The sequence below is a fragment of the Prevotella sp. tc2-28 genome, assembly GCF_900107705.1.
Classification (GTDB): Bacteria; Bacteroidota; Bacteroidia; order Bacteroidales; family Bacteroidaceae; genus Prevotella.
The window spans coordinates 83746-99033 of sequence record NZ_FNRE01000010.1 but is presented as its reverse complement, the minus strand read 5'-3'; the positions used below and the strand labels follow the sequence as shown (position 1 = coordinate 99033).

Below are 15288 nucleotides of genomic sequence, written 5' to 3'. Positions count from 1 at the left end.
CGATCTTGACTTTTTAAAAGGAAACATCTTTGATGATCATTAGTCCGTCCCGACGGACTGCCAGTCCGCTCGGCTCGGACTGAGAGTCCGAGGCTTACGGACTCGCGGCTACCATTAATACCCAAGGTTGTTTCATCATAACCTTGGGGTATTTCATAATAAGGGTGCCTTATTGGAGAATAAGCGTTCCTTATTCGCATCAGAACCAAGGATTTTCAAAATGTCCCTCCCTTCCTCCCGTTTTTGCTCGGAACCCTTTTGTACAAAGGGATTGAGGCACGGGAGGGAAAACAAATGTTCCTCCCGTCTCCCTCCCGTTTTTGAGGACGCTCACTCACCTTATTTATTATATAGCAGAATTTGCGCAATAATACCGTGAAAAAACGTGCTTTTTTAGGTCAATTATTTGCAAACCGCATTATTTTTTTGTATCTTTGCATGGCATTTCGGAAGAGTGCAAATTGGGATAATGGCAATCATGGAAAACACAAGAAAAACACCATGAAAAACCAGCCAATAACAAATTTATAAACCATTAAAAACTTAAAGTAAGCTATGGAAGCAAAATCCTTAGTGGTAGTTGAACAGCCCCAAAATGTTCAAAAAGAGAGTGTGCTCATCATTGAGCAATTCCTGAACGACAACTATCGTCTGCGACGCAACATGCTGAGCGGAAAGGTCGAATTCAAAATGAGGTCAGAGATGACTGCTGACTATCGTCCGCTGACACAGGAGGCCCTGAACAGCATCATTATCCGGGCCCTTCGCGAAGGACTGGACGAGGAGTGCAACCCCAAGGCTGACATCACCATGTATGTCAACTCTGAAGAGGTGCGCATGTTCAACCCTGTCCTGGCTTTCCTGAACGACCTGCCCCAATGGGACGGACAGAACCACGTAGCCAAGCTCTTCTCACGTCTGCCCGGCCTCAGCACGGAACAGCTCGCCTTCTTAGCCGTCTGGCTACGATCTACGGTGGCTCATTGGTTACAGATGGACACCATGCACGGCAACGAGGTGGTTCCTGTGCTGATTGGTGCTCAAGGTTGTGGCAAGACCACCTTCTTGCGCCGACTGCTACCCTCTCAGCTTCGTGAGTACTACCTGGATCACCTGAATCTGTCGAACAAGTTCGACAAGGAGATGGCGCTGACGAACAACCTGCTGGTGAACCTCGACGAACTGGAAGCCATCCGGCCCAGTCAGCATGCGGCATTGAAGCAGACCTTGTCTAAAAACAAGGTGAACGGACGACCTATCTTTGGAAAGGCACAGGACGACCGTCCCCGCTATGCTTCGTTCGTGTCGACCACCAACAATCCGCATCCTCTGACGGATGCAACGGGCAGTCGTCGTTACATCTGCATTTCCATTCCCAAAGGTCAGCTGATAGACAATACTAGCGACATTGACTACGAGCAGTTGTATGCCCAGGTGTTGTACGAAATCCGTGAGTTGAATGCTCCCTATTGGTTCAACAACGAGGAGGTTACTCGTATTCAGCAGCTGAACCTCGCCTACATGCAACAGAAGGACATTGCAGAGATGGTGAAAGTCTGCTTTCGCAAGCCCAAGGAGGGTGAGAAGGTGAAGTCGATGAGCACCACGGAGATGCTGGAGATTATCCGCAATGCATACCCCAACGTGGCTGTTACTACAAAGGCGAAAGTAGAGCTGGGACGAGCACTTGTCAGTCTCGACTACGAGCACAAGAGTCACAGTAACGTAGCCTATTACAAAGCCGTTCCACTTCATGTTGCGTGAGGGTAAGAAGGCAAAAACGTTAGGGAGACGTTACCCTAAACATTCTCTCCCTAACGTGCCTCAGCCCTTTGTACAAGGGCATTCCCAGCGAAAATGTTAGGATGTGAGGGAGATTTTGAAATTCTCTAAAAAATGGAAACTAAAAAAATGGAAAACATGAATATCAAAGAAGAACTATTAATCAAGCAAGCCCAGGAAGGCTATACCGTATGTTACATTGAGAGCTGCCCATTGCGCGACCACTGTCTGCGATGGCTCGTAGGACAGCACCTGCCCAATACCGCCAGTACCTACCGATGTGTCAATCCGCATTTCGAGGGTGTGGCAACTGCAGAGTGTCCCATGTGTCGCAACGACCAGAAGGTACGCTTTGCCAAAGGCATGACCCACACCTTCACAAGCGACATGCCCAAGCGTGTGGAGAGTGAAGTCCGTTACGGAATAATCGGTCTCACCAACCGCACCTACTACTTCGAATACCGCAACGGCTCGCGCCTCATCCCCCCTGCCCTACAGGAAGACATCCGCAACCTGTTTCGTAAAAGCGGATGGACAGACGAAGTGAAATTCGACGGGTATGTAGAGGATTACAACTGGTAGTCACTATCCAAATAATGAGGGTATGCCAGTGGCATACCCTCATTATTGATTTTCTATTTATTATTTACTCTGGTAATGTATCTGACAATGGGTCAAACTTACCATCGGCATTTCGGCCAAGATCATGCCAACCAACAGTCTGGTGTAATGTTACATTGTTTTGCATGGCATTTCTCTTCAAGCCGAGGAAATAATATTTCGGATAATATTTAATGGTGACAGCATCATCGTTACCATCCGCATTAACATCCTTACGCTCCAGATATGTATCGTAGAAATTAGCCATAGCAGCCACCTTACTATCAGCGTAGATACCATCAGAATAACTCATATCCTCATCCAAAGTAAGTGCCGTGGGACGGTTGGCGAAAGCAGGGTCTGTGGCCTGAACCGTTTTACAATAGAGTACGATACTATGACGCTTCTTACCATTAAGCGGTGCTACGCCCAAATACGTGCAAGTATTGCCATCGAAACCTTTCAGTGCCCAGCTCGGCTTGATATCAGCCTGTCCAACACCACCATCGAAGAGCATCCAACGACGCATCGTGTCAAAAAGCTTTCCTTCATAGGCCAACTCAACCTGGCGCTCGTAGAATACGGCCTTCAATGCTTCCTGACGGGTACCCATTGAAGCCAATCCATAGTTATTTGCTGACGTATAGCCAACACGAGCACGTATCTTCTGCAAGGCAGACTCTGCCTCATCAAGATGTTTGGCACCTGCAGCAGCCTCGGCAAAGTTCAGCAGCACCTCAGCATAGCGTACAGTCAGCAATGGAGCCGCACACTTCATGAATCCCTTTGGATTAGAGTTGCTGACAAGGAAGGTATACAAGGTAGAAGGAGTCAGATTGGCATCCAAAGTACGTTTACGGACATAGACAGAATGACCTCCTGCCTTGTCAGAGCTGGCACTCAGCATATCAGGCCAATAGCCACTACTGGTTGTGATACTAGTCTGGTCAGTAGCGTTGTCTGTCCACTGGTAACTCCATAACTGGAATTTACGACCTGTCGAATAGAGGTCAGCCGGCACAATACTAGACAAGGCCTCATCAGCCAGATTAACGGCACCTTCATCGAACTGCCATTCTGTTCCTGGGAATGCAAAAGTACGATAGAAGCGTGGGTCACGATTCAACCAGAACTTCTTCTTATCATAGTGAATACTGCTCTCAGAAGGAGTCTTACCATCTGCCATTGGGAAGAGGTCGACCATTTCCGAGGTAGGTGTCAGACCACCGCCACCATTCATATTTCTTGGACGGATGGCATGCTCCCAGCGATTCCATTTACCAAAATCAGGCTGTCCGCTAACATTATCGTTCGTATTATGCAATGTTACAAACACGCCCTCACGAATATTACCGTTAACTTCGCTACCATCATAGGTTGTCCAAATACGGTTCCAATTCTTGGCATTCTGATCACCTCCCGTTGTGGCGTATGCTAAGTTAACACCACCGGCATTCAACAATTCGAGTGCTTTCTTGTTTGCTTCGTATGCTGCCTGCCAACGGGCATCAGCATCTTCACGATTGAACAACGGACTGGCATAGAACAGCAACACATAACCCTTCAGTGCTTGAGCCAAACCAGACGTTACGCGTCCAAAATCGGTACCATCTGCCCACTGAGTTGGAAGCATTGACACTGCCTTGTCCAAGTCAGAACAGATAAAGTCAATACAGTCTTTTGTCGTCTGGCGTTGCACAATCAGACTATTTGCCTGACTGCCAATAGGATCTTGTACATGGTCAATGATGGGAACACCACCATATAACTTTACAAGACTATAGTACATATAAGCACGGAAGAAATAAGCCTGTCCTAACAAGGGCTTCTTCTCTTCTTCACCAATACCCGTTGAGTTTTGCACACCCTCAATGATATCATTACAATTTCGGATATGTCCCCAAGGACTATAGGTGTCATTGGCTACGAAGAAATGGTCATAGACATTATCATAGGTAAGCTCCTCTTGTGGATTAACCCACATCGTTGAGATACCACCATATTCCAATGTGCTCTTTGCCCAATCGTCGGCATTTCCAACACTAGTCCAGTCGTTGGGGGCATTTGTGCCATTTCCACTACCACCAGAAGATACTGGTAGCAGCCAGAAATAGATATTATTCAGACGTTCCGTTGCAGCCGCAGCAGAACCATAGCTATCAGCCGCATTGAAATTTCCATAGTTTCTTTTTTCCTCAAGAAACTTATCGCTACATGCTGTAATTCCGACTACAGCGGTCAGCATGGCAGCATAACCTATTCTATATATATTTTTCATATTCATATCGCATATTAGAATGAAACATTGACACCCATAGTGAACTTACGCAGGTTAGGATAGCGACCATAGGTTCCACCCCATGAAGCCCAACTCTTGTCAGGATATGGGTTGTAGAAATTAACGGCATTCTGAACGGTCAGGTTCAGACGAACACTACTCAGTCCGACTTTGCTAATCCACTGCTTAGGCATCGTCCAAGCCAAAGTGACATTACGCAATGATACACTAGCAGCATTAACCATCCAGAAAGAAGAGGCTACCTGGTTAACGGAAGAATATCGCATATTAGGCATGCTGGCATTGCGATTGGCAGGAACCGTAATATTACCGCTTGCATCGTAAATGTCCTGATAGTTAAACATATCAGCAAACGATGACGGCATATTCGCATATTCATAGTCACTGGCAGCCTGGCGGAAGTCGGTCTGGATAATAGCCTTAGCACCCCATGCCGCAGCAAACTGAGCTGAAAGCGAAAGACTCTTCCACGAACCACCGAAGTTCAGGGTGAATCCATAAGGATTGCTACTGCGTTCACTGATTTGAATCATATCGTTCTTATCTACTTTTCCATCAGGCTCTCCCCACGTGCCATCACCATTGTTCTGTCCTCGTACATCTTCGTAAATCAACATACCAGGATATACGGCTTCTCTCTTCAGACCCATGTACTCAGTGATTCCGTATCTGCTGAAGTATTCATCAATGTCCTGGTTGCTACGGAACATACCAATGCACTTATAACCCCAGACACCACGATCAGCACGTTCACCACGTACAATACCATCAAGGTCAGGAATGGCCTGGAAATTGCTCTCCAGTATCTTGTTGTCGCTGTAACCGGTATTAATCTTGGCCCAATAGGTAATATCCTTGCCTATCTTATCACGCCAGCCAAGGGTCAACTCCCAGCCCCATGAATCAATCTCACCATAGTTTTCAGGAGTAGCCTGAGTACCTACAGTAGCTGGGAAATCAGCAGTACCGGTACGGGTGGCAAACAACTCACGTCCACGATCGAAGTAATAGTTGAAGTTCACTGACAGACGGCTCTTCAAGAAACGCGCATCAATACCGATGTTAGTCTTATAGGTCTTGTCCCAATGCACATCACCATTTACACCAGCCTTTGGCATCACAACACCGACATTGACAGGATTGTTGGTTCCCTTGTTGCCAAATACAGCACCCTTGGCATCGTTGCGGTTGTAAAGCTGAGTCCAAAGCCATGCCTTGATGTTATCACGTCCCATGAGACCCCATGAAGCACGAATCTTCAAGAAATCCATCCACTTGATATTCTCCTTGAACCATTTCTCCTCACTGACAACCCAACCAACACTGACAGAGGGGAAGAAGCCCCAATAATTCTTTGGTGCAAACTTGGTAGAGGCATCAGTACGCATCAGGAACTCAAACAAATACTTGCTTGCATAGGCGTAGTTGAGACGGCCTACATAAGAGAGCATACCACTCTCTGCACGACTAAACTCGGTGTTCTTCTCACCATCACTACCTATAGAGAAACTCTGGCCATCATGATAGGAAATAGGATTCGTTACCGTACCAATCACATACTCTGTTTCTGCCTCGCTCTTCTCTATCGAGAACAGTCCACTAACATCATGGTCTCCGAACTTACGTGCATATTGCAATGTCAAGTTAAACTGATAGTTCTGTGTCTCCGACATGTTACGACGCAGATAACCACCGCTTCCACCGCCTAACTGATAGAGACTGAACTGTGGATTCTCCTGGGCATACAGGTGACTACCGCTACCAGTGCGGTTTGCAAGTCCATAAACATTCAGGGCCGTACTAGCAGTATTTGATTTGCTGGAACTGATATTTTTCGAATAAGAAACCTTTGCAGTCAGTCCTTGTAATGCTTTAATCCAACCAAAATCAAACTCCAGGCTACCATTAACAGCTAAATTGTGTGACCTGGTCTGTACATTATCAGAGCTACTCTGAACGGCACCAAAGTTATAGAGGCGTGTTGCAGAAGTCGGAGTCTGATTCTCCATACCAGAATATACAATGGGATGGCCATCCATATAATCGGGTACAAATGGCAAATGAGTCATCAACCATTTATAGTCATAGTCGGTTCCACCACCCTCTGGTGCTACGGCGTTATTGCGTTCACCCCAGTCTCCACTTACCTGTAAGGCACTCTTCACATATTTGCCAATCTTGCCGTTCACACCAGCACGGAAGTTGTAGCGATCATACGAAAGACGACCTAAGTTACCTTCTTGCTTGAAATAGCTGACACTACCAAAATAGGTAGCCTTGTCTGTACCACCGTTGATATTAACATTGTGACGGTGAGTGAGCGCAGCCTTCCAGTTATCCTCCAGCAAGTTGTAATTTGTATTACGGACTGCCTCCATCTCGTCCAGTTGGAAAAGTTGGGTACGCAATTCAAGATTATCCTGAGTTGACGTATTAGCAGCACGCATGGTATTATACACCTTCATGTAATCATACGAACTCAGCATCTTGGGAGTATAAAGGGCATCTGTCCAACCAAACTGACCTGCATAGGAAATCTTAGGCGCACCTTGATCACCTTGCTTGGTCTTAACCAATACAACACCATAGGCGGCACGAGCACCATAGACGGCGGCCGAGGCATCCTTCAGCACGGTAATACTTTCAACCTCACTTACATCCAGATTATTGAATGCTTCCTCAGTAGAGATAAATCCATCAATAACATACAATGGAGCCGGATTGGCATCACCACCACGAGTAGCGTCAGGCGTTACACTGGTTGCTACCGAACTCTGACGGATGTTCAGTGAGGGAGTTTCACCAGGGCGGTTTCCTCCTGAAGTCACGCTGACTCCATTGAACTGTCCTACCAGGGCATCACCCAGACTACCAACTGAAAGGTCTGCGATGTCTTTAGGAGTAATTGTTTCGATAGCACCCGTCACATTCTTCATCTTCTGAGTGCCATAACCAACGACAACGACCTCCTCAAGACTTTGGCGGTCTTCTACCAACTTCACATTAGTACCAGCCTTCACTGTCTGAGGCAGATAACCAATATAACTAACGGTTATTTTAGTTCCTGCGGGAACATTCAGCGTATAGTTACCATCAAGGTCTGTCACGGCACCCATACCCTTTTTGCCGACAACGGTTATGGATGCGCCAATTACGGGCTCCCCATTCTCGTCGACCACATTTCCCGTCACCTTATTCTGAGCCATAGCTGGCATAGATACTAATGCCATCATAGCACTCAGGCATAAACTGATGATGAGTTTTCTTTTCATATCTTGTTTGTTTTAGTTATCGTAATCATGATTATTCTGCATTTGAAGCAGCAAACCAACGAGGATCACCCGTTTGCTTCTCAACCTGTTCAGCACCTCTGGGGGTAAAGTCTATCTCCGCAGGATTCTCAAAGTCAGGATTAGTGGTAAGTACGGTACCTGTATCGTAAGTACCCTGATCAATCTGTCCATCTGCATTCCAGTAGGTATTGTTATTCCATGTTGCAGAAGCATTTGTACCCAATCGACCATTACCCATGATACGACGTGCAATTGCTCCGTCACCACATGCATACCAGATATTATTCTGAACATTGTATACGGAATAGTTTGCAATGCCAGAATAGTTCGACCAGTTACCTGAACCGACTTTATAGAAGGTATTATTGGTATAGGTAATTGTAGTGTGGTCACTAGTAGTCCATCCTAAGCGGTCAACGCGTATAGAGTTATTATAGCGCAGGAAATACTGAGGATTACCATCACCCATCTGGAAGATGGTTGAGTTGGCCATTGAGAAATCCTTTACACCACCACCTTGGAATGAAATCCAAGCCTGGTTCTTTATCTTATCGGTTGTTGTTGTCAACTGAATAATAGAGTTCTTGATTAAGAAGTTGACAACACCATAAGCCTTGTTGTTATCATAGAACAAGCTACCAACGACACCAGCAATTGCACAATCCATGATACGCACAAAATCAATCAGGTAATAGTTACCGGGTTTCTCCAGAATACCATCCGGAGCTGTATCATAACTATATGCTTCAATAACAGGTTTTGTAATAGCACTGGCATTGATATTGACATACTTCAAGGTAAAGTCATTAGATGCGATGAAGTTGGCATCAGCAGCCAGTGTAATGGTTGCATGATGAGTCTTGTCAGAAGTACGGAGTACTACCTTGTGATAGTTAAACTCGAGAGGCTGTGAAAGTGTGTATTCTCCGTTAGGTGTCAAATCAAAATTCAACTCCTCTGTCTCTGTATCTGGAATAGGATTTTTTTGGAAATACTCATAAAGGTCACCTTCGGGAATTTTGGCATAAGTCTCCGTAAAAGTAGAATATGCTACTGTAGTGGCTGTAGGTGCCTCTGTATTGTTAAGCGAAGCGTTTCCTAGCGTGCGAATAAGAATCTTGTAGTTCATATCCTCCTCGCGATTCACGGTTACCTTACAGCCATCAATCGTCTTGCTGATTAACGGCGTTTCCTCATCACTCGCATTTAGCAACTTGAACTCATAACCACCTGCACCATATACGACAGGCCATTCAATAGTCATTGTGCTACCATCCGTACTGGCAGTAACAGTGATATCCGCCTCTTTTGGTGATTCTAACGTGGCATTCTTTACGTTGCTTTCAAACGTATCGTTGCCATCATAAGTATCAGCGCATGAGACCACAAATATACCTGCTGAGAATAGCAAGCATAACTTCATCATTGCTAATAAATGATTCTTTTTCATAAGTATAAATGTTAGTAATTACTATTTGTTTTAGTAGCGTTTGTATCATAAATGCTGTGCAAAGATACAACAATTATTGAAAATTCACAAATATTAATCAACATATTAACAAATAAAGCCCCAACTTTTTCAAGTCAGGGCTTCATTCTAAGCTTTTTCTTAATATCAATTGGGTACTACTGAACTTCCGGCTGTCAACGGGTCATAGGTTCCGTTAGCACCTCCGTTATGGTAGTCTTCCCAACCTACAGTCTGAGGCAGTGTCGGGTTATTAATCTGTTCACCCTGAGTCAATCCCCAGAAGTAGTAACGAGCATTCCACTTGTTATAAACGGGAACTGTACCAGTTGATGAGTCATAGCTGTCACCCTTCAGCGTCTTGCGCACTAAATAAGTGTTGTAGAACGTCTTGAGGTTCTCCAGCTGTGTTGCCAATGGTGTGGTAACAACCTTCTCGTTGATATCGACAGCATATGCATCACGTTCTGCACGAGTCAAACCGCCCATACCAGCCTTCAGCAGTGGATCTGGATTGGTTTTATCTTTTTCTTCTTGGGATGCCGTTTTAACACCAGACCAAGTACGTCCACTCGTACCATCTGTATAGTTCAAGTCGTCACGCAGACGGAACTCTATTTGGTCGTTTCGTACATTCTTGGTAGCATCACCATATGGTGTGAATCCCAACCAATTACAGGTATTTCCACCCCATCCGGTCAATGCCTTTGCTCCAATAGCCGCAAAACCTGTACCACCATCGAAGAGCAACCATCGGCGCATATCCTCAAAGCGTTTACCTTCGTATGCGAACTCAATCTGGCGTTCATAAAGGATCTGAGCCATACAAGCTTCTTGCTGTGCAAGAGCCTTTGCATCGATACCATACATACCATCATTACCAGAACCAAGTCCTGCACGCTTACGGATTCTCTTCAGCTGTTCTACTGCCGTGGTAAGGTCACCTGCACCACACGCAGCCTCAGCATAGTTGAGCAGTACCTCAGCATAGCGGATTTCCATCGTCATGGTCTTGCACTCACGGAAACCGACATTCTTACCAGCCGTATTGAAGTTGTAATTCTTTATACCGCCACGAACATCGAAATCGTCAGAGAACTTACGAATATACATGCCATGAACACTACCAAGCAGATTGTCTGCACCGAAATGGTCACTACTGGTAGGATCGTTATACTTTGTTGGATCATTGTACCATACATAGTTCCAAAGCACGTACTTATCACCCGTATAAGGATTGAAACTATCGCCTGTATTGGGATCACCACTAAAGCGCCAGTATTCACCAGGGAATGAGAAGGTGCGATAGAAACGCGGATCACGGTTCATAAACGGATACTTTGGATCATAATTGTACTTAGAAGAGGGCTCCAGTACCGTATAATTATTATAGGAATTGGGGCGCTTACCATCCAACATGGGGAAGAGGTCAATAATGAGATCCGATGGGGTTTGACCATTGTTTCCTAATGCGTTAGCAGGACGGATGCTCTGCTCCCATGTGTTGTTACGCTGGTAGTCTGGTGTCAAGTCTGGAGTCTTTGTGTTATAGCATGAAACAAATACTCCCTCTGGGTTGTCCACAATATCAAGGAACATATTGGCCCATCCCTGACCGTTCTTACCAGGATTGTCCTCATAGGCCAATCCGTAACCACAGGCAGTGATTGTAGGCAATTCTGCCTTGATAGTCTCATAGGCAGCCTTCCAACGGTTCTCATCATTCGCACGATTGAAGAGAGGACTTGCCCAAAGTACCATTACACGATGTTTAAAAGCCAGACAGGTACCTGTTGTCACACGACCCCAATTACCAGAATCCCACTTGCCTTCAACTGTCTTCTTTCTCAACAAGTCCGCTGCTGTGTTAAGCTCCTTGATGATGAAATTATACACTTCCTCTGCACTGGAGCGCGGAGTGGCTGCTTCAGGAACAGGATTCTGAACCTCAGTCACAATGGGCACACTACCATAGTAGCGGAACATCATGTAGTAACACCACGCACGGAAGAAATAAACCTGACCAAGCAGAACGTCTTTTTCCTCTTGTGAGAGTTTGCCACCAGTAATACCACGGATGACCTCGTTAATCTCACGAATACGTGCCCATGACGAGTTGAAATAACCAGGTCCCTGGCTCTTACCAGTTACCGTGTTCATGTCGGCAGTCGGATCCAAGAAAGTACTAAATCCATAGTACTCCTCAGTAGCCTGAGAATGGTTATCCTTTCGGCCTACACTGTTATATTGCCAGATCTGACCACCACCAGCCTGAATATTAGGCAGTGAGATACGATAAATCTCGTTTACACGGCCATCAGCGCCAGTATAATAGTCATAGATCTCAGTAGAAGTATTCGTGTAGTTCTTCTTGTCCTCGATGAACTCATCACTACAGCTACTCATCACGGTGGCTCCAGCTACAGCGAGCAGAAGGGCACCTATATTGAATATTCTTTTCATAGACTTCACGTTGTATTAGAATGAAATATTAAGACCAACGGTGAACTTGCGCAGGGTGGGATACACACCATAGCTCATCATCGGGTCGATGAAGTTGTCAGGATAGGGATTGTAAAGGCTCAGCAGATTCTGACCAGTTACATTGACGCGAGCCGAAGAAATACCTATGAAATTACAGATGTTCTTCGGAATCTTGTATGCCAAAGTCACGCGGTTTAGTGTTACGCGAGTTCCGCTGACACGCCAGAAACTTGAGGTTTGGCTATTTACGTTTGTCCAACGCAGGTTAGGATACTCTGCATCGTGGTTTGCTGCCATAATCAGATTTCCACTGGCATCGTAGATATCCTCGTAAATATACATGTTGTCAGGATTCCAGAATGAAGGCATGTTAACATACTCCAAGCGTTTGTAACCCAAAGAGTTGTTAGATGCAACACCATCACCAGGAGAGAGTGCGCTTCCAGGAACAAAGCTATAACCACCCCAGCTGGCACCTAACTGAGCAGTAATTGCAAAGTCCTTATACTCAGCATTCAGGTTCATCGTGAAATGGTAAGGATTGCTGCGATCAGAGAGGCGTACTAAATCCAAGCCATCGACGATACCATCAGGACCATTGTACTTGTCGGCACCCTCATAGTTGGCAGCATCAGCCTTCAGCTGTCCACGAACATCCTTATAAATCAGCATACCCGGGCGAACTTGATCTTTAGTCAGGCCCATATAGGTCGTAATGTTGTATTGATTGAAGTACTCTTCAATATCTTGATAATTACGAAACATGCCAATGCACTGGTATCCCCAAGAGCCACGGTCTGTACGCTCACCCTTGATCAAACCTCTGAAATAATCGCTGGTTGGCCACTCAGCCTGTAGCACTTTATTATCCGAGAAACCGGTGTTCAACTGTACCTTATATTTGAAGTCCTTGCCAATCTTGTCGCGCCAGGTTACTGAGATTTCAGAACCCCAGCTGTTCATCTCGCCATAGTTCTGAGGAGCACCTGTAGCACCTACCGTTGTAGGAATAGTACCACTGAATGCCAACAGCATATCACGATCCCATACGTAGTAGGCGTCGATATTGAAGCCCAGACGGCCCTGCAGCACGCTGAAGTCAAGACCGATGTTACCTTTGTAAGACTTATCCCATTTCATATCCTCGTTGATACGGCCACCATTGTTCATTGTAATATGGCTACCGGCTACACCATCGTCACCAAAGATAGCACCCTTGTCAAGCGCGATAGAATAGGTCTGCATCCACTGCCATGCAGAGATGTTATCACGACCTGTCAAACCAAACGAAGCACGCAGTTTCAGGAAGTCGAGCCACTTAATGTTCTTCATGAACTTCTCCTCGCTGACAATCCAACCTGCAGAAACTGATGGGAATACGCCCCAATAGTTGCGTGGATGGAACTTCTGTGATGCGTCAGAACGAATCAAGAACTCAAAGAGGTAACGATCCATATAGTTATAGTTCAGACGTCCAATGTATGAGAGTGTGCCACTTTCTGTACGACCCCAGTCAGATGAGGTAATACCACCATTGTTGGTATCAATAGAGTTGGACTGTCCCGTAGAGAATTCATAAGGCTTTGTTCCCTCACCGTACAGATTCTCATATTCCGATTCAGACTTCTCGACTGAGAACAGTGCGTTGACGCTATGAGGACCGAATTGGCGTGCATAGGTCAGTGTGAAGTTAATCTGGTAGTTGTCAGAACGATTCATAGAACGGCTGATGTAACCACCATCCTTACCATTAGATACCATCGCATTGCCGTGGCCCATCAGGAAGTTGTTGTCTGCCAAAATGGTTTCGTTATAGTAGTCTTCTGCGCCAGGCAGTGCGGTATAGAGGTGCTCACCACTACCCGTACGTTGGTTGAGTCTATAGACTGCAAACTGTGTACCAAACTCGTTGGTCTTATTTTGGCTGATTGCCTTAGAATAACTTACACGGGCTTTCAAACCCTTCAGCGCCTTCACAAAGCCAAAGTCCAAATCTACTGCACCGCTGATATAGAGATTGGAGTTCATGTTACGTGTATAGTCGCTGGAGTTCTGCAAATACTCATAGTTGTAGTCCTGGTTAGTTGCCAGCTCGTTACCACTCACACCATACTTAGCCATCGGGTGACCAGCAAGTGTTTCTGGAATATAGCCCGGATGGGTCAACAACGAGAGATAGTCCTTATCGCTTCCAGAACTTTGCACCTTCATCAAAGGAGCATTCTTCTTACCATAGTCGCCAGAAACAGAGAGCGAAGCCTTTACCCACTGGCCTACCTTTACCTCAGAGCCTGCGCGGAAGTTCCAACGGTCGTAGTCCAGCTTACCAAGGTTACCATCTTGATTGAAATAACCGATAGATGCAAAATAGTTCACCTTTTCAGTGGCACCACTAACATTAACACTGTGCTGATGAGTGATACCAGTCTTCCAATGGTCTTCCAACAAATTATAGTTCAGGCTTCTCATTGCCTCCAACTCGTCGGCCTGGAAGAGGTCATAGCGAGGATTAATGCCTGTTTCGGTATCATCAGCCATACGAACAGCATTCCACAGACGACCGTAATCGTATGTGTTTAGCATCTTCGGAGTGCTAACAGCACCTGTGAAACCGAATGTTCCGCTATAGGAAATCTGAGGTGCGCCCTGCTTACCTTTCTTTGTGGTAACCAGTACAACACCATTAGCTGCGCGAGCACCATAGACAGCTGCTGCAGCATCCTTCAGTACAGAGATGGACTCGATCGTCGAGGGATCCAAGTTATTGAAAGCATTGGCATCCAAGATAAAACCATCAATTACATAAAGAGGGGGCTGAGAACCAACACCTAAGGCAGTCAAGTTGTCAGCACCACGGATTGACAGGGTCGAGGCATCACCAGGACGGTTACCGCCGCTCTCGATGCTTACACCGTTTATCAAACCACGCAAAGAACCAGCAAGGTCGCTGCTTCCCAGGTCAGTAATTTCTTCCACAGGAACGGTCTCAATAGAACCCGTCAAGTGCGCTTTCTTCTGAGTACCATAACCTACTACAACAACCTCTTCCAATTGCTGAGAGTCTTCTTTCAGCGTAATCTTGGGATTGTTTAGGTTGCTGACTGTCTCTGAAATATAACCAATATACGAAACTATGAGTTGAGCCTTTGCAGGTACACCAGCCAACGTAAAATTTCCATCAAGGTCAGTAATAGTACCAGTAGCGCTACTACCTTTCACCTGTACTGTCGCACCGATGATAGGTTCACCATTCTGATCGACCACCGTACCCTTGACAGTGCTCTGTGCCAACGCAATCGTCGAGACGAAAGCCATCAGCATAAGGATGATATATTTTTTCATACGTATTTACCTTATTGTTA

7 protein-coding genes are annotated in these 15288 nt (G+C 45.8%); 2 read left to right on the top strand and 5 right to left on the bottom strand.

Annotation, left to right across the window (positions count from 1 at the left end; all coding sequences use genetic code 11):
• Positions 1 to 555 precede the first annotated feature (555 nt).
• Both BLU47_RS10040 and BLU47_RS10035 read left to right on the top strand, forming a co-directional pair.
• Positions 556 to 1764 carry a VapE domain-containing protein gene (locus BLU47_RS10040; RefSeq protein WP_091961978.1) on the top strand — a complete coding sequence of 403 codons (1209 nt, stop codon included), beginning with the start codon at positions 556 to 558 and terminating at the stop codon, positions 1762 to 1764.
• A 147-nt stretch (positions 1765 to 1911) separates the two neighbouring features.
• A complete protein-coding gene (locus BLU47_RS10035; RefSeq protein WP_091961975.1) occupies positions 1912 to 2364 on the top strand; it encodes a DUF6078 family protein in 453 nt (150 codons plus the stop codon).
• 64 nt (positions 2365 to 2428) lie between these two features.
• On the opposite strand, the gene BLU47_RS10030 is transcribed toward BLU47_RS10035, so the two are convergent.
• From BLU47_RS10030 to BLU47_RS10010, 5 genes are all read right to left on the bottom strand, one after another.
• On the bottom strand, positions 2429 to 4666 hold the full coding sequence (locus tag BLU47_RS10030) for a RagB/SusD family nutrient uptake outer membrane protein (RefSeq protein WP_255402154.1): 2238 nt from the start codon (positions 4664 to 4666) through the stop codon (positions 2429 to 2431).
• 8 nt (positions 4667 to 4674) lie between these two features.
• Complete coding sequence (locus BLU47_RS10025) at positions 4675 to 7953, bottom strand: SusC/RagA family TonB-linked outer membrane protein (RefSeq protein ID WP_091961972.1); 3279 nt, start codon at positions 7951 to 7953, stop codon at positions 4675 to 4677.
• A 31-nt stretch (positions 7954 to 7984) separates the two neighbouring features.
• Positions 7985 to 9424: a DUF4992 family lipoprotein gene (locus tag BLU47_RS10020; protein WP_091961970.1), complete on the bottom strand. Its 1440-nt coding sequence runs from the start codon at positions 9422 to 9424 to the stop codon at positions 7985 to 7987.
• A 165-nt stretch (positions 9425 to 9589) separates the two neighbouring features.
• Positions 9590 to 11905, bottom strand: a complete 2316-nt coding sequence (locus tag BLU47_RS10015; RefSeq protein WP_091961967.1) for a RagB/SusD family nutrient uptake outer membrane protein — start codon at positions 11903 to 11905, stop codon at positions 9590 to 9592.
• 15 nt (positions 11906 to 11920) lie between these two features.
• A complete protein-coding gene (locus BLU47_RS10010) occupies positions 11921 to 15268 on the bottom strand; it encodes a SusC/RagA family TonB-linked outer membrane protein (protein ID WP_255402153.1) in 3348 nt (1115 codons plus the stop codon).
• Between the last annotated feature and the right edge of the window lie 20 nt (positions 15269 to 15288).

What these genes read in the sequence shown, in the direction of transcription:
- BLU47_RS10040 (WP_091961978.1), top strand. Translation starts at nt 556, where the DNA reads ATGGAAGCAAAATCCTTAGTGGTAGTTGAACAGCCCCAAAATGTTCAA.
- BLU47_RS10035 (WP_091961975.1), top strand. Translation starts at nt 1,912, where the DNA reads ATGGAAAACATGAATATCAAAGAAGAACTATTAATCAAGCAAGCCCAG.
- BLU47_RS10030 (WP_255402154.1), bottom strand. Translation starts at nt 4,666, where the DNA reads ATGAATATGAAAAATATATATAGAATAGGTTATGCTGCCATGCTGACC.
- BLU47_RS10025 (WP_091961972.1), bottom strand. Translation starts at nt 7,953, where the DNA reads ATGAAAAGAAAACTCATCATCAGTTTATGCCTGAGTGCTATGATGGCA.
- BLU47_RS10020 (WP_091961970.1), bottom strand. Translation starts at nt 9,424, where the DNA reads ATGAAAAAGAATCATTTATTAGCAATGATGAAGTTATGCTTGCTATTC.
- BLU47_RS10015 (WP_091961967.1), bottom strand. Translation starts at nt 11,905, where the DNA reads ATGAAAAGAATATTCAATATAGGTGCCCTTCTGCTCGCTGTAGCTGGA.
- BLU47_RS10010 (WP_255402153.1), bottom strand. Translation starts at nt 15,268, where the DNA reads ATGAAAAAATATATCATCCTTATGCTGATGGCTTTCGTCTCGACGATT.